This window comes from Enterovibrio gelatinilyticus (assembly GCF_028683095.1).
GTDB classification, from domain to species: domain Bacteria; phylum Pseudomonadota; class Gammaproteobacteria; order Enterobacterales; family Vibrionaceae; genus Enterovibrio; species Enterovibrio gelatinilyticus.
In genome coordinates, this window is record NZ_JAJUBC010000004.1 from 158,803 (window position 1) to 174,054 (window position 15,252).

A 15,252-nucleotide genomic window follows, 5' to 3' on the forward strand; every position below is an offset into this window, starting at 1 on the left:
TCTTAATTCCTCAAGCCAAAAACGTTCGCTTGGTAGTAATCACATTCAAGATTGAGCGGGCGCGGTATCGCTCCCACGTTTAAACGGGTGGTGACGCGTGAAACGGTTTGCTCACTGTCAAAAGTCTGTGTTCTTGCTGCCACTGGCAGTTCCAAATAACTGGTGTACTGATAGCGCCTACATGTGCGCCCGTATTGCCTGATCACCGTGTCGAGCAGGTCGGGCACTTCGGACAAATCGCCGTCGCGAATCTGCAAGCTGATCACGTCCCAATCGACGCCCGTTAAGCGCTCGTCTTGCGTGATGTGCGGATAACCCAGCGTTGCAAACATTTCTTCCCAGCCTGCCACGCTGCCGCCATCGCGGGCGAAGCCATACGCGTGGGCTACGCGGATTCTAAAAAGCGCCTCTGGCTCTTGGCCTAAGCGTTTCACGTCTCGCTCCCACGCCATTAAATTCACAATGCCGATGGGCGCAGTTAGCGGATCATGTTTTTCAAGTGGCAGCCTTAATGCCGCTTCGATGTGGGCCCAGAAGTTGCGTATTGCGCGGGCGAACGTCGCCAGCTCGCCGCGTCCCATCCAATACTTGAACTTAATGTCAGGCATCTTCATGTGTTAGCCCTGCATTGCGACGGTGAGTGAAGACAAACGCGGAATGGTCAGATTGCTTTCAATGTCTGACTGTTCGAATTCCAGCGAATCAATGCCTGCAAACTGCGCGTGAAGTTCTTGCCCCAAGCGCGAAAAGCTAAAGCGGCCAATCGGAGTGGTGCGCGTAGCGGGGAAATCGCTGTTCTCACGAAACGCCGCACGAATGAAGTTCTCCACACTGATCGCCAGCGCTGCGCGTTCGTCAGGGGTAAGCGCCACTTTCGGCCATACCTTCACGCTGATAGCGTGTTGCGTGCTTGGCATTGCCATCACGAGCAAATCATCGCCGTGACCGTGTTGGCCGTTGTCTTTGATGTGCTGGTTCAACATTGTGATCATGTCTGCCGACGGTTCGCCCGTGTCTAACAAGATCAGCGCGTTCGCCGTGCCGGGGCCACGTGGTGCGTTATGTTCGAAATAAATGTTGTCGTCTTGAATGCCTGCTTTTTCCATCAGCAACGAACGGTAAGCCGCATCAATGTGCCATTTCGCAACAGCAGACCACTGGTTGCGCACACGCAGGCGCAAATCATCGTCGCTTTCTTCGTCTGCGCCGTTTTCTACTAGCCAATCGTCTTCATTGGTGGCCGCCGCAATGCCCGAAATCACCACGGGCAACACATGAAAGTAACCGCCGCCGAGGTTGTAACCTGCGCCCGCGTGTTCCGCTTCCACACACACGGCCACCGTGGTGTCGTTTTCTTCCATCGTGGTGTCGGCCAACACCTTCACGCGGTAGATTTTGCCGTTGATGGCTTCCGTTTGAATCCACGTGTCTTTCGGAATAATCAACGCAGGGCCTTTCACTGCCGCACGTTGAAACAAAACTTTGCCCTTGGCTTTGCTGGCTTCTTTGCGAAGAACACGACACGCCCACGCCAACAAATCTAAATACTTGCCCTTGGCCGTTGCCAAAAACATGTTCGGCATGATGAAGGTGACGAGCAAAGTGTTAATCAGCCACAAGGTGCAGGTGATCACCGCGCCTTCCATCAAACGCCAGAACGGGGAAAAACGGCTGTCGTTATTAATCTCGCAGCCTTCTTTTTGCATCTCCGCTTTCAGCAGCTTGCGCACGCTTTCTGCATCATTTGGAATACCGGCATCTTTTACGATTTGCGCATAGTCAGGCTTTGGAATGTCGGCCATCAGTTCGTCACCTCTTTCACTTCAAATTGCAGATCACCAAATTCACGGGTTTTCGCGAATATCCAAATGTTGCCCAGCGTGGGTTCTTCCAGCGTGACCGTGCCCGGTACCAATCGCGTTTCTTCTTCCACCAAGAGTTCGATTTGTTTTTTCAGGTCGGCGCGGCCATCACGGCTTTTTTCGCCAATCAAGGCCACGGACAAACCGCTTTCGATAATCGCGTGCTTAATGTCTTGGGCGATCACTGCACTGTCTTGAATCAGCACCGGATTGCGGCCTGCGTCTAGCACCACGTCGCCGTTCTCGATCAGAATGTCTTGATAGATGTAATTCACGGCGCGGCCATCTCCAATTCGTGTGCCAAGTCTTGCGGGCTGTTCATGTACGTTGGGTAAATGTTCACGCCGCCGTAACTGGTTGAGCGCCCGCTGTTGTAGGTCGCCATTTGACGCACCACACCGCCTTGCTGAACGCGGGCACGTGGGGTGGCTTGTTTCACCACATCAATGGATTGACCAGGGGTGTCTTCACTGCCCATGCCCGGTATCCAATCCACCATGCCTTTGACGGTTTCCATTGCGGTGTTAAAGCCTTCGCTCAACCAACCAAACAGATTGCCAAACACGGCTTTCACTTCATCAACAACCGCGAACAGACCATCAAACGCGGTGATATCAGTGAACCCACTTGTTACCCATTTCCAACCGCCGTGGATAGCGGCGAACAAAGCGCGGATAGGTGCCGTCATCAGGGTGAAGACTTGGAACCAAGACGTATCACCAAAGCTGGCTTTCAAATCATCCCAATACACCATCAGGCCAATCACTGCCGCACCTGCGGCCACACACGCGCCGACGATTAGAATGATTGGGTTCGCGGCAATCACAAAGTTAAGTGCGACAAATGCCGCCTTAACAAGAACCAGCGTTTTTGTGAGCAAGCCCCAAGCAAAAGACAAGCCTTTGACCAATCCGCCGCCAAGCGTCAGTGTTGCCCACAGCATTTTGCAAGCACCCGTTAGAACAGTAAGCACACCGCCTGCGGCTGCGAGGCTAAAGAAGCCGACCGCCGCAAAACCAATGTATTTGGTGATGTTCGGGAATATCTTCGTCCATTCCACTAACTGCATGGCACCATCAGACAAGGTGCCAACCAGTGGCAGAAGCGACGGCAACAACGCAGTGCCGATGGCAGCACGAATGGCAAATAAACCCTGTTCCATGCGTTCCCATTGGTCGGTCATGTCGCCCGCCATTTGTTCCGCCACTTCCAAGCCTTTCACCTTGCCAAGCTGGTTGATTGAACCTGCTAGGCCGTCAGTGTTTTGCATGAGTAGTTGAATCATCGCCACGGCTTCTTGTGAGCCAAACGCCTTGGAAAGTTCCGCAGATTCTGCCACTGAAATGGTGTCGCCAAAGCGGCCTTGCAGTTGGTCGAGAATATCCACGATTGGGAGCAACTGACCTTGCGAATCCGCAAACGACATGTTCAGCGAGTCTTGCGCTTTCGCCGCACCTGCCAAGAATGCCTTGTACTTCGTACCCGCTTCGCTGCCGCTCATGGTGGCTTGAAGCGTACCGAGGATCGCCATTTGTTCCGTCATGCCCACGCCAACGGATGTTGCCGACGCACCCACAGACGTAAACGCCGAGCTCATTTCTGCACCCGTTGTTTTGAACATCTTCACGGCTTGGGCGGTTTGCCCACCCAACTGGTTCACCCAATCGGCTTTGCCCATCTCATTGGCTGAGTTCTGGAAAATGCCGTACATGGTGCCCACATAGCTGGTAATGGTGGCGGTGTCGGCTTTTGTCGCAGCCGCCAACACACCCGAGGCGCGGGTAAACTCGGAAAGCTCATTGCCTGCCAAGCCTGCAATGGCTGATTGAATGTCGTAAGACGCGGCCACAAAATCGGTGGCTGATTTGCCATACTCCACCGAGAATTGCAGCGCGGTTTCAGCCAAAGATTTCAACTGCGCATCCGCAACGCCAAGCGATTTCACTTCACCCAAACGCCTATCCATTTCAATGGCTGGCATCAAGGCGTTTTGAAGGGCAATACCTGCACCCGCCACGCCAGCGGCACCCGCCACCATGGTGTGCGTGCCGTCGCGGTAGCTTTTTGACATATCACCGAATTGGCGCTGAATGTTGCCAAGTGGGCCACTGATTTGATCAATCAGCCCAACGGTGAAACGGAGTGCTTCAGGTAGTGCCATTTTTCATCATGCTCCAAAGGCTTTTGCGACACCGTTTGTCATGGCAACGCTTAGTGCTTCGTTGTGGTTCTTTTCCAGCCATACTGCTTGCGCTAGGGTTTGCTCTGTGTCCGGTTCGTGTGGCAACCACTTGCGCCGCCACGCGTACATCTGGAGTAAGTCGCTACTTTCTAGCGACTTCACCAGATCATCTATTTTTTTACAGAGCGCGTTACCTTCGGCGCATATTTTTCAATCACCTTGGCTGCAATCTGCATTGCTGCACCGGGGTTCTCGTCATCCAATTCACGAATTACCGTTTTGGTTTCATCATCGGCAGCAGACTGCATGATGAAGTTGTATGCAGAATCGACCACATCACCACGCGCCATAGCGCCGATGTATTCACCGTAGTGTTCGCGCTGGGGTTCGAAATTCAGCTCAGTTCCTGCCATTGGTACAACGATTAGTTTCTTACTCATGATGTTCTCTCTCTGTCTAACTTGGTTTCGAGGCGGTCAAATCGCCCCGTGATAAATTCTTTCAGTTCTTTCAGTTCGGCTTTGGTGGCGTATTTCTCCGCCACTTCGGCACGCATTCTTTCGAGTGCAATTTCGTTGTTGTGGGTGCGTTGAACAACATCACTCAGCGTCTTATTGGATTTCTCTGCGCGTGCGTACACGTAACCGATCAACGTCAACAAGAAACCAGCAACCGCAACAACCACGCGCAAATCATCCATTTAGCCCCCTACAGATTTCATCTGTTTGGTTTTATCCGCGCTGCCCTTGCTAGAACCCAGCCAGTAAGCAATCGCCGTTGAGAATGCCGTCAGCACCGAACCCACGATAATCATGATCACTTGGTCGAAGCGTTCGGGAATGCCATCAACAAACATCAAGCAAGCAAACATACTGATCACCATGGCGCACAGCAGGCCAGCCAGTGCCGATGGCATCCAGTGGTCTTTGTGTTTATCCCGTGTGTTCTGCGTGTCGGCCATTTCGGCTTGATACTGCTTCACGTTCAGCCCCGCTTCTTCGAGTGATAAGCGGCGAAGCTCCACCACGTGTTCAAGCTCTAATTGCTTGAGTTTCAGCAATGCTTCTGGATTGGTGCGCAGTTCGGCTTCAATGGCCGTGGGCGTGTTGTCCACACCCAAGGCATTCGCAACCAAACCACCAACGGCACCGCCAGCAGGGCCACCAATTACCGTGCCGATTAATGGCGCGGCGCTGCCAATGAGTCCTTTCACTGTTTCCCACATGGGCTTAGTCCTTTTTGATGGTGAGCATGGCGGGTTCGCCGTTTAGCTCTGCCATGAGTGAGTCAAACGCGGCGGTTGAATTCAGCACAGCCCATTCGCCGTGCAATTCACCGAAGTTCACACCCGGTGCCAAACAGCCTTGCAGTTGGCTTGGCGTGTTGGCTTTGTGTATCAGAATGTGTGTGCGCAGGCTTGGACCGTAACGGGTCACGCCCAGTTCTGGTGCTTCCAGTGCGTAGCATTTGCCAAACTTTGGCGAGTTATGCGGCAACAGGCTGTAGCGGCCTTCGGGAATACACGAACGCGACGGTGCGTTGTTCAGGTCGGCGCGTTCCGCAACCACACACACTTGTGAACCGTCTTCACGGTGCAAAGTGCTGAATGTGCCCTCTTTGAAGTAGCGGCGTTTCATAACGAAATGTTTCAACGTTTCACCTTCAACTCGATCAATTGCTGACATGCAACGCAGGTGCAGCAGTGGGGTAAATGCTTTCGACGGGCGGCGGGGATTTCCTCGCCGCATTCAACGCAATGCGTTTCGCCGTGTGGGTGCTGGCTTTTTTGTAAGGCCGAGGCTGCCAACTGGTTAGCCAATGCCACTTCGGTCTGTTTGGCTTCGTTATCCGATGCACTGTCAATAAAGTCCGGCATCCGCGATTACCCTAAAATATCCACGGCTTCATCAGGGCGCAGGTATGGCACACCGTTAATATTGATGAAATCAGGGCTAGTAATATCGAACGTGATTTTGTGAATCAGTGCGCTGCCGCCTGCGCTGTCTGCGTCAATCAGGTCTGAAATTTTCAGCTTCACGCCGAACATGTCGATGTTCAGCACATCGCGACCGACTGCGCCAAAGCCTTTGGCGTCGAACGTGCCCAGCCCACGAAACGAACCTTTGACTTTTGCGGCGGCTAAAATCAGGTTGAAGTTTGCGGTGTTCACTTCAAGATCACCCGCCGCTGACACTTCGCCGTCCACGTAACCATCTGGAATGCCATTGGTGTACGTCACCGCATCGCCATCTGTGATGGAAAGCGTCCATTTCTGCGCGTTGATTTTCAGGCCACCAAGCAGGAATTTAAGGTTTTTACCGGAAATACGTTGGCTCATGGTTATGCCCCTGTATCAGCTAGGTTATTGAGATCAAGCGCCACATTCACAACGATGTGTTTTGGGCAGTTGTGCGGGCGAACCATTAAGCCGATGTTCACCTTCTCTTTGGTCATCCATTGAATGTTCACGTCTTCATCACGTGGCGGCATGATTTCACCAGGGAAGATGAGATCACCAATCGCGGTGGTTTTACTCATCACGCGCATATCAGACATGAAATAGCTTTTATTGAACGCCATGGACTCTGGCGTGGAGTTCAGAATCTTGTCACCAATGCGGCGAATCGCTTTGATGCGCACGCGGCGGTTTAGCTTGTGCACTGGGCGAACGTATTCAATGAACTGGTAATCGCCGCCTTTGGCTTCCAGCGTCATGGCGTTTGTCCAGTAAATGCCTTCGTAATCGGCATACCATTGCGGCAGGGATAAACGCGCATCCGCCAATGTGGTGATTGTGGACATTTCAAGCGGCTTGTCGGCGCTGTCTACTGGCATATCGCCCAAGCCCAACACGTTGCCCGTTGCCACGCGCATTGGCGTATCGGCTACCGTTACGCTGCGGTCACACAAACGGCCAGCCAGCACACCCACGTTATTGCCATTCAACTGAGGAACCGGCACAACCATGTTTGCGGCCACGTCTTTCACCAATGTCAGCATGGCGGCGGTGTAGTCTGCCCACGTTTGTTTTTCAGCATCGATGCCCGGCGTTGCAGCAAGGAAAAACACCCAGCGGCCCAGCTTGCTAACAAGCTCCGTGGCTTTGGCTTGCATGTCATCAAAGGCGGCTTTGTCGGTGGTTTCATCCACGATCACAATGCCTTCGAATGATTGGGTTTTGTTCGCCACGTCTACGGCATCCGCCCACGTTTCCGCGCCTTCGCCAGCCGCCAAACCGTAAATGGCCGCTGTCCAGTTCTGCTTACCATTTAGCTGGGCAGCAATCACGGCTTTGCCGAGTGCGTCATCTGCCACCACATCATCGAGATCAGACATAGCAGACACATTGATGAGTTTGCCGATCAGTTCAGGCTTGGCGGTCGTTCCGACGAACAACAAGTGGCGTTCAATTTCAGGAATGCCGCCTTGCCCTAAGTTCAAGTTATTGATTTCAACCTTTCCGGTAGACATCAGTTATTCCTCTGTTATCGCCTAGCGCTGCCGGGCTTTTTCAATGTTTCGTAACAGTCGCTTTCTAACCAGCTCGGGGCGGGTTCCTAGCAACTCACGTCGTGGCGTTTCCACCGTCCAACTCTGCTTGCCTTTGCGGCTTCCCGTTCGCATCATTCGGATAATCAAACCCGCTTGCCCAACGGTGAGGCGCTTCTTAATGTTCTTCTTGCTCAAACGGTTGAAGCCGTAGCCTTTCTGTTTGATTTTGTAGCCCAGCTTTCGCAGTGCTTCGGCTTGCGCGTCTGTCGCACCTGCCTTGTAATCCGGTTCGCCAAACTTCTTGTTCTGGCGCTTAATGTGCTGCTTCGCGTTAACGGTTTCCGTCATGCCTTGTTGGTGTACTGCCGCTTTCTGGGCTTTCACCTTGCTTTTCCATGTCACGTTCAGGTCTTTTGCCCCGTTGGTAACATAAGGCTCCATGCCCGTGCCGAAGCTGGTCAGCACATCGTCTTTGCCGCTTTTGCTCTTTTCAAAGGCCGTGTTTCGTGTGTCTTTCTGGCGCTTCAAACGGCTGCGGGTGTTGCGAATTTCCCAGCGTCCTAAATCTTTCAGTAACCAAAAGCGCTGGCGCGGTGTCAGCATCATTGCGGCCAACGCTTCGCGGGCGTTGATGGCGTCTTTCGCGTTAAGCGTTATCGTCGGTTGCATTGCTGATTTCGCTGTCGTTCGCCACCCATACCTCAGTCACGTCTACGCGGTAGCGTTCGCCCTCAAACACGATCGGGCCTTTCGGGTCGGGGACAATTTCCAGCGGTTCTTCAAACGCGAGTTTGATAAACACATCCGCGCTTTCTTCGCTGGTCACGTCCACTTCAATGTCTGGGTCGTTTAGGTCTTCGTTTTCGGTGCGGTCAGCGTCGAACTCAGACAGCCAACAAGAAACAAGCGCAAGCAAGGTCATTGAACTGCATTTTTTAAGCGGGAAATCTTCAACCAGAATCGCCGCGTCATAGCGCCAATTGGCGATGATGACGCCGCCGTTACCGCGCTGTTCACCGTTGCCGATCAACTCGCCGCCCGCTTGTGAAGCGAAAATCTTTTTCTTGTGCACAAACGGTTTCAGGCTGTCGATTAAATACTTATGAAGGCCAGCCAATTTGCTTTGCATCAGATCAGCTCCACCTTGTTCACGCTTTTGCCCAGCAAGAGGCTAATGTCGCGTTTTGCTAGGGTGCGGAATGCATCAACTTGTTCAAAAGAATCCTCCGCCGTGTTTTCACCCGCTTCTTTGCGGTCTTGCGTCGCGAACTCTGGCAGCAAGTCAGCGTGGGCCATGCCATACACCGCACGTTCGTAAACAGCGGTTTTCAGGTCATCCAGCGCAGGTGGCACACCATCAACCAGCAGATCACCCAATTGGCTTTGCACGCCAAGGCTTGCCGCTTGCAGTGCCACTACCACCGAGCTTTCTTCAAACATCGAAGGGATGCGGCGCATAGTGCGAAACTCACCCGTGCTCAACACAGGCCAGCCACCGCTTTCAATCTCGGTGCTTTCGGTTTCTTCTACATATCCGCCAAAGCTCATGCTTCACTCTCTCAAATAGGGCGCTTCTACCACTTGGTCGTAGACATTGGGTTTAACCTTGCAGTTATCCCGTCTCGCAAGCCGAAGCGCGTGGGGGTCAGGAGTCGGTTATAAATTCGTGCCGTCGGTCAACGCCTTAATGCGTGCCGGAATGCGGTTTTTAATCAGGTCTGAAACCTGCGCTTTGCTGTCGAGGTTGTCGGCTTTTTTCAGCAGTTCCAGTGCGGCTTGCAAGGTTTCCACATTGCCCACGTGGGTGGCTTTCACTGTGCCGTCTTCACCGCGCAACAGGTTTTGCCCTGCCAGCTTGTAAAACTTGGCGCTGACTTTTTCATGCAATCGCCATTCATCAGACTGAATGCGCTCAAACACTTGGCTGAAATAGGGTTCAACGCTCTGTTCGTTCTTCACCTGTTCGGTTGCCCACTGGTGAATACTGTCAGCACAGAAGGTTTGCCAATCACGCTTGATGCGCTCAGGGGTTGGCACGTTGAGTTCGATGGCCTTCAAACACCATTCAATGAAAGTGTCTAACTCGCCAATGTCGAACAACCACAGAACAACTTCAGAGAAAATCGGGTTTTCATACGTGGTGCTACCTGCCAAATAGGCTTCTGCCAATGGTCGGTACTTGGGCATTAAAACCGTGCGTTTGTGCTCGATTTTGTCTGCAATCGCGTTGAAGGATTTAAGCGTTTGGCGATCGGCTTCCAGCTCGATTAAACGCAGTTCGAGGGTGTCAGGGCTTGCCGCGATAACAGGCAGGGTTTCCCCTGCGCTGTTGCGGTTGGCCTTCATCTTTTCGCGCATTGCGCGGATTGGGCTAACCATTCTTACCCCTTACTGCGCTGGCGCTGGAGAAGTTACGGCTTCAATCGCTGCGAACTTCTTGTGGTTGTCCACACCATAAGCCGCCATGCGAAGCCATGAGGTTTCAATGCCTGCTTCGTCATCTTCCCATTGCGCTGTTTTGCGCTTCTGGGTGCCTGATTGCGACATGGCATGTAGGTTCTTGAGCGATGTCACCCAGATTTGACCGCTCTTGAAGTAAGGCGGAATGTAGGCAGGCAGACCGCCGATAGACTTGGACAGCAATTGCGCTGCAATCTGCTCAGATGGTTTGTCTGCTTCACCAGCCAATCGCGCTTGCTCTGTTGACACCAGATCACGCGCCACTAGAACTACCAGATCAGCGTCTTCGTTGTGCGGTTCTTCGATGATGTCGTGAAGCATGGATTTCACGATGGCATCCAAGTTTTTGTATGAACCCTCGGCCACGCCCGTAGGGTCAAGCACGATTGACGGCAGCACTTGATCTGGGTACTGCTCTTTCATTACCTTCAGCCAACCTTTGTTGATGTCTTCGCCGTTCGGATTTGCTTCTGGGTCAGTGTTCGCAGCAACACTGGTTCCGTGAAAACCAATGCGCAGCACATCGAGTGCAAACTGCTTTGAGATCGACTCATTCATCAGTTTGATGAACTCTTTATCGCCGCCAGCATTTGCCCAGTCAGTGAGCATTTCGTAGTCAACAAACGCGTTTGAATCTTGTTTTGCCATTTCATACTTGGTGCCATGCACACCCATCTTGCGACGGAAACGCCCCGTTGCCGTTCGGCCTGTCAGTAAATCACCACCACCGACATAAACGGTTTGCCCTGAAACCTGTTGTTTCGATGTGAAAGAGATCAGTTTCAAGAAAGCGTCAGACGCTTGCATGGCTCGGCGCAATGCGGTTTCTTGTGGCGCAGTGACTTGCGAATACTTATCACGGCCAATACCGCTTTTTTTCAGTTGCGAGAAGTAATTTTCGATTGACTTCTCTGCTTCAGGATTGTTCGTTACCAGCATTTAGATAACCTCCATGTGGGTGTCTGCACCTTCACCCGCTGGGCGTTGATTTGGCGCTTCTTGCAACAGTGAATTGAATTGGGTTTCTAAGCCGTTCAGCTTTTCAACCAATGGGCTCAATGCTTCAGTCAGTGATGCGCTGAATTGTTCGGCATTGAACGTTTCGCTTTTATCGGCTGGCGGTGTTTCGTCGCCGCCTTCTGGTGTTGCTGGCGCTGGGGCAGCCGTGAACTTTTGTTCAATGGCATCCAAACGCGCCGTGAACGGTTGCAGACCTTCTGCAAACATTGCGGCCATTTCTTCTTTGGTCACTTCAGTGTCCTCGGGTTGGGGTTTTGGGTCGGTCGGTTGCTCGCTGCTTCCTGAGAAGAAGGCTTTTGCCAACTTAAAAAAGCTGATGGCTTGGTTTTCTTCCTGTTCGGTGTCGGCCTTTAGGAAAAGAAGCGGCTCCAACTCGCTGTATTCGCGATCACAGTCTTTGCCGCCCATGGAAAACTTGAGGCGTGATGTGCCTGAACTCGCTGGGGAATCCGTCACGGCTAGGCCCATCAGGTAACAACGGCCAGTGCCACGGTAATCAATGTTTGGCTCAATGGAGGTAAACAGCTTTTGGCCGTCTTTGTTGGCATCGAGTAGGAATTGGTTTGCGGTAATCTTGGCGAAAAGGCGAAGTTTGCCGCCTTTCTTTTCGGCCTTCACTTCATCAACGGTTCCCCAGTTCTTGCCTTCAAAGGTTGTCCACTGAGAACGGTAATGTTCAGGCCAAATCAGGGCGGTGTATTCTTCAAGTGAATACTGCTCTGCCATGTCTTTAATCCATGACGCAGTAATGGTGCGACCGTCTACGGTTGCGCCTTCAGTTGCTACGATTACCCAGCCACTTTGCTTGCTCATTCGTTTACATGTCCCTGTCCGTTAATGCGTTTGGAATATCGAAAGTACGGCAAGGTTATGGCGAAAAAGGCGCGGTTTCATCTGCTTCCATTCCTGAAAATTCGGATATTGGCGATATCCGAATTTATCCGAATTTCTGTTGAATTTTTAACGACTTGAACTGCGTAAACTGCCGTTCATGGCATATCCAATTGAACTGCGGGAAGCGGCCAAACGGCTGTACTTGCGACGGTATACACCGGACGAAATACGCGAAGAACTGAACGGGGCGCTACCGAATAACCGCATCATTTATCACTGGGCGGAAAAATACGATTGGCGTGATTTGTTGCGCGAAGAAGAAGTGGACGAGGCGATCGCCCGCCGTGTTGTGGTGCTCACGAATCAGGCCGAGAAATCACCGGCACAGCTAAAAGAACTCGACATGCTGATTGAAAAGCATGTGAAGCTGAAAAAGCAACGCCAGCAAGCCGCCAAACAGCCACAGCCAGACGACAGCGACAACGGCAAGCCAACGCGACAGCAAAGCCGTAGCAATCGCTCAGAATCGCGCAGCGGCGACGACAAGCCCAAGAAAGGAAAGAAACAGAAAAATGATGTTAGTGACATAACAGAAGAAGATTTTGCAGACCTTCACGCCAGCTTCTTTAAATACCAGCTTACGATGCGCGACAACCTGCATCAGCGCACGCGTAACATTCTTAAATCACGCCAGATTGGTGCCACCTTCTATTTTGCGTGTGAAGCATTAGAAGACGCGATACTCACGGGCGATAACCAAGTATTTCTTTCAGCCTCCCGCGCACAGGCTGAGATTTTCCGCACCTACATTGTGAACATTGCCCGCGAATTTTTGGGCTTAGAACTCACAGGCAAAAACCCTATTTTGAGCAATGGCGCAGAACTGCGGTTTTGTTCAACCAACAGCAACACGGCACAGGGCTTTCACGGCCATGTGTATGTTGATGAATATTTTTGGATACCCAAGTTTGATGTGCTCAACAAACTGGCATCCGCCATGGCGACGCACAAGAAGTGGCGCAAAACCTACTTTTCGACGCCATCAACCAAAACCCACCAAGCCTATACATTCTGGACGGGCGACAAATGGCGCGGCGAATCTCAAACCCGCAAAAACATTGCCTTTCCTACCTTTGCCGAATACCGCGAAGGCGGCGCACTCTGCCCAGATAAACAGTGGCGTTATGTTGTCACCATTGAAGATGCAGCGGCAGGCGGTTGTGATCTGTTTGATATTGATGAACTGCGCGAGGAATACAGCAAAAGCGATTTTGCCAACCTGTTCATGTGCGTGTTTGTTGATGGTAACGCCAGCGTGTTTGCGTTCAGCAAGCTGGAAAAATGCATGGTGGACGCCGCCAATTGGAAAGATTTCAAACCCGGCACGGGGCGGCCTTATGGCAACCAAGAAGTGTGGATGGGTTATGACCCAAGCCGATCACGTGATAACGCCTGTTTGGTGGTGATTGCCCCGCCGATCACCAACGCCGAATTATTCCGCGTACTCGAAAAGCACTATTGGAAAGGGCTGAACTTTCAATACCAATCAAACCAGATTGATGAAGCGTTCAAGCGTTACAACGTGACCTACATCGGCATTGATACCACAGGCATTGGCGCGGGTGTGTGGGATTTAGTGAGCGCGAACCACCCACGTGAAGCGGTTGCCATTCACTACAGCAATGAAAACAAGAATCGCCTGGTGCTAAAAATGATTGATGTGATAGACGCAGGCCGCTTGGCATTTGACGCAGAACACAAAGACATTGCCATGGCGTTTATGGCAATCAAACGCGTTTCCAGCAACAGCGGCAACATGATGACGTTCAAAGCCGAGCGCAGCGAAACCACAGGCCATGCCGACGCGTTCTGGGCCATCGCGCACGCGCTGATAAACGAACCGCTGAACACTGCCGAAACCAACCGTAAATCCACCTACGCATTTGGACACTAATTCATGACAGAACAACTGATCAAACAGGCCGCCAACGACGCTGAATCACCGCAGGAACCATCAAGCTGTTATCACATTGAATCAGGGTTCGAAACCGTGGATTCCAACAGTTGGATGACCGACTACAACGATTTGTATTACAACGATGACGGTGATTTTTGGGAACCGCCGATCACCCCCAAAGGGCTGGCGAAGTTGGCACACGCGAACGCGTACCACGGCAGCTTGTTGATCGCCCGCTCCAATTACGTGGCGGGGCGTTTTAACGGTGGCGGCAACCTGAGTTTTTCAGAGTGCCAACGCTTCTCGCGTGATTACTTCCAATTTGGGCATGGTGCCTTGCTGAAAGTTCGCGATCGCCTTGGACGTGTGATTGGCCTTGCGCCATTACCCGCCATGTACATGCGCAAACGTCGAAACGGGAATTTCTGTTTACTGGAACGCGACGACAAACAGCGCGGCTATAACGCCAAAGATGTGATTTGGTTGCCGCAGTACGACCCAGAACAACAGGTTTATGGCATTCCTGATTACATCGGCGGGTTGCAAAGCTCATTGCTGAACAAAGACGCCACCTTGTTTCGCCGTCGTTACTACAAGAACGGCGCACACATGGGCTTCATCTTCTATTCGACTGACCCAAAACTCAGTGATGACGATGAAAAGATGCTGAAAGAGAAAATCGCCAGTTCAAAAGGCGTGGGTAATTTCCGCAGCATGTTTATCAACATTCCGAACGGCGACGAAAAAGGGATTCAACTCATCCCCGTTGGCGACATTGCCACGAAAGATGAATTCGAGCGCATCAAAAATATCACCGCGCAAGACATTCTAGTGAGCCACCGATTCCCCACGGGCAAAGGCGGCATTGTACCCACCAATGCGCAAGGCTTTGGCGACCCTGAAAAAGTCGGCCGTGAATATGCGCGTGATGAAGTGATTCCCGTGTGCCGCATCATGATGGACGCGATTAACCGCGACCCTGAGATCGCACCGCGAAAAGCGTTGCACGTCGCGTTTGATTTAGAAATCCCAAGCTCCACCTAAACCACCACACCACAAAAGGAAAAATACTGTGAAGGAACATGGCATTCGAACTGGCGTTCGTTCTGTAGAAAAAGACATTCCACTGGCAGCACTGAAAGCTGAAAAACAGTGGATTAACTGCAACCACGGCAACAATGGGCGCATTCACTTGTTGCCCATGCTAAACGGCGAACCCGCACCCAACGCCACCGGGCTGGTTGCTTTCTCGGCGCAATTGCGCGGCATGGAAGATTCCATTCCGCATGGCGTGGTTGATGTGTCAAAAATTGGCAGCGCTGACGGCTACGAGCGCCCACGCTGGGGCAGCATCAGCTACTTTGTTGGCCTGATAGAAAGTGACCCAACAGGCGCACCGCTTGCGGGGTTTGATGAACTGCGCGTGATTGTTGAGAGGTGGTGAT

Annotated in this window: 21 protein-coding genes; 3 read left to right on the plus strand and 18 right to left on the minus strand. The window is 52.2% G+C overall.

Annotated features, from left to right (window positions below; genetic code table 11):
- Positions 1 to 2: 2 nt before the first annotated feature.
- The 18 genes from LRP50_RS05135 to LRP50_RS05220 form a co-directional block, all read right to left on the minus strand.
- Positions 3 to 614, minus strand: coding sequence for a hemolysin (locus LRP50_RS05135; protein ID WP_274163411.1), 612 nt, complete (start codon positions 612 to 614; stop codon positions 3 to 5).
- A gap of 3 nt (positions 615 to 617) precedes the next feature.
- Complete coding sequence (locus LRP50_RS05140; protein WP_274163412.1) at positions 618 to 1,802, minus strand: baseplate J/gp47 family protein; 1,185 nt, start codon at positions 1,800 to 1,802, stop codon at positions 618 to 620.
- The gene (locus tag LRP50_RS05145) at positions 1,802 to 2,137 is read right to left on the minus strand and encodes a DUF2590 family protein (RefSeq protein ID WP_274163413.1); all 336 of its coding nucleotides are present in this window, start codon (positions 2,135 to 2,137) and stop codon (positions 1,802 to 1,804) included. The genes LRP50_RS05140 and LRP50_RS05145 overlap by 1 nt, the downstream gene beginning before the upstream one ends.
- Positions 2,134 to 4,023, minus strand: coding sequence for a phage tail tape measure protein (locus tag LRP50_RS05150; RefSeq protein ID WP_274163414.1), 1,890 nt, complete (start codon positions 4,021 to 4,023; stop codon positions 2,134 to 2,136). Before LRP50_RS05150 ends, LRP50_RS05145 begins: the two co-directional genes overlap by 4 nt.
- Positions 4,024 to 4,029: 6 nt before the next feature.
- The gene (locus LRP50_RS05155) at positions 4,030 to 4,173 is read right to left on the minus strand and encodes a DUF6890 family protein (protein ID WP_420791194.1); all 144 of its coding nucleotides are present in this window, start codon (positions 4,171 to 4,173) and stop codon (positions 4,030 to 4,032) included.
- A gap of 41 nt (positions 4,174 to 4,214) precedes the next feature.
- The gene (locus LRP50_RS05160) at positions 4,215 to 4,484 is read right to left on the minus strand and encodes a putative phage tail assembly chaperone (protein ID WP_274163416.1); all 270 of its coding nucleotides are present in this window, start codon (positions 4,482 to 4,484) and stop codon (positions 4,215 to 4,217) included.
- The gene (locus LRP50_RS05165; RefSeq protein WP_274163417.1) at positions 4,481 to 4,744 is read right to left on the minus strand and encodes a hypothetical protein; all 264 of its coding nucleotides are present in this window, start codon (positions 4,742 to 4,744) and stop codon (positions 4,481 to 4,483) included. Before LRP50_RS05165 ends, LRP50_RS05160 begins: the two co-directional genes overlap by 4 nt.
- A complete protein-coding gene (locus LRP50_RS05170; RefSeq protein ID WP_274163418.1) occupies positions 4,745 to 5,269 on the minus strand; it encodes a hypothetical protein in 525 nt (174 codons plus the stop codon).
- 4 nt (positions 5,270 to 5,273) lie between these two features.
- Positions 5,274 to 5,696: a DUF5675 family protein gene (locus tag LRP50_RS05175; protein WP_274163419.1), complete on the minus strand. Its 423-nt coding sequence runs from the start codon at positions 5,694 to 5,696 to the stop codon at positions 5,274 to 5,276.
- Entirely contained in the window at positions 5,693 to 5,920 is a 228-nt protein-coding gene (locus LRP50_RS05180) for a TraR/DksA C4-type zinc finger protein (RefSeq protein ID WP_274163420.1), read from the minus strand. The genes LRP50_RS05175 and LRP50_RS05180 overlap by 4 nt, the downstream gene beginning before the upstream one ends.
- Before the next feature lie 6 nt (positions 5,921 to 5,926).
- The gene (locus LRP50_RS05185) at positions 5,927 to 6,382 is read right to left on the minus strand and encodes a phage protein (RefSeq protein ID WP_274163421.1); all 456 of its coding nucleotides are present in this window, start codon (positions 6,380 to 6,382) and stop codon (positions 5,927 to 5,929) included.
- 2 nt (positions 6,383 to 6,384) lie between these two features.
- Positions 6,385 to 7,515 carry a DUF2586 domain-containing protein gene (locus LRP50_RS05190; protein ID WP_274163422.1) on the minus strand — a complete coding sequence of 377 codons (1,131 nt, stop codon included), beginning with the start codon at positions 7,513 to 7,515 and terminating at the stop codon, positions 6,385 to 6,387.
- Between the two features lie 21 nt (positions 7,516 to 7,536).
- Positions 7,537 to 8,205: a hypothetical protein gene (locus tag LRP50_RS05195; RefSeq protein ID WP_274163423.1), complete on the minus strand. Its 669-nt coding sequence runs from the start codon at positions 8,203 to 8,205 to the stop codon at positions 7,537 to 7,539.
- A complete protein-coding gene (locus LRP50_RS05200) occupies positions 8,183 to 8,665 on the minus strand; it encodes a phage tail protein (RefSeq protein ID WP_274163424.1) in 483 nt (160 codons plus the stop codon). Before LRP50_RS05200 ends, LRP50_RS05195 begins: the two co-directional genes overlap by 23 nt.
- Positions 8,665 to 9,084, minus strand: coding sequence for a head completion/stabilization protein (locus LRP50_RS05205; RefSeq protein WP_274163425.1), 420 nt, complete (start codon positions 9,082 to 9,084; stop codon positions 8,665 to 8,667). Before LRP50_RS05205 ends, LRP50_RS05200 begins: the two co-directional genes overlap by 1 nt.
- 108 nt (positions 9,085 to 9,192) lie before the next feature.
- Positions 9,193 to 9,915 (minus strand): phage terminase small subunit, encoded by a 723-nt coding sequence (gene gpM, locus LRP50_RS05210; protein WP_274163426.1) that lies wholly within the window; start codon positions 9,913 to 9,915, stop codon positions 9,193 to 9,195.
- A gap of 9 nt (positions 9,916 to 9,924) precedes the next feature.
- The gene (locus LRP50_RS05215; RefSeq protein WP_274163427.1) at positions 9,925 to 10,935 is read right to left on the minus strand and encodes a phage major capsid protein, P2 family; all 1,011 of its coding nucleotides are present in this window, start codon (positions 10,933 to 10,935) and stop codon (positions 9,925 to 9,927) included.
- Positions 10,936 to 11,829 carry a GPO family capsid scaffolding protein gene (locus tag LRP50_RS05220; RefSeq protein WP_274163428.1) on the minus strand — a complete coding sequence of 298 codons (894 nt, stop codon included), beginning with the start codon at positions 11,827 to 11,829 and terminating at the stop codon, positions 10,936 to 10,938.
- Positions 11,830 to 12,007: 178 nt separating this feature from the next.
- Here LRP50_RS05220 and LRP50_RS05225 point away from each other — a divergent pair, with 178 nt between their 5' ends.
- Genes LRP50_RS05225 through LRP50_RS05235 form a run of 3 tightly spaced genes read left to right on the plus strand, consistent with a single transcriptional unit; the run spans position 12,008 to position 15,251 of the window.
- Complete coding sequence (locus LRP50_RS05225; protein ID WP_274163429.1) at positions 12,008 to 13,804, plus strand: terminase large subunit domain-containing protein; 1,797 nt, start codon at positions 12,008 to 12,010, stop codon at positions 13,802 to 13,804.
- A 3-nt stretch (positions 13,805 to 13,807) separates the two neighbouring features.
- Entirely contained in the window at positions 13,808 to 14,851 is a 1,044-nt protein-coding gene (locus LRP50_RS05230) for a phage portal protein (protein WP_274163430.1), read from the plus strand.
- Between the two features lie 28 nt (positions 14,852 to 14,879).
- Complete coding sequence (locus LRP50_RS05235) at positions 14,880 to 15,251, plus strand: hypothetical protein (RefSeq protein WP_274163431.1); 372 nt, start codon at positions 14,880 to 14,882, stop codon at positions 15,249 to 15,251.
- The last annotated feature ends 1 nt before the right edge of the window (position 15,252 follow it).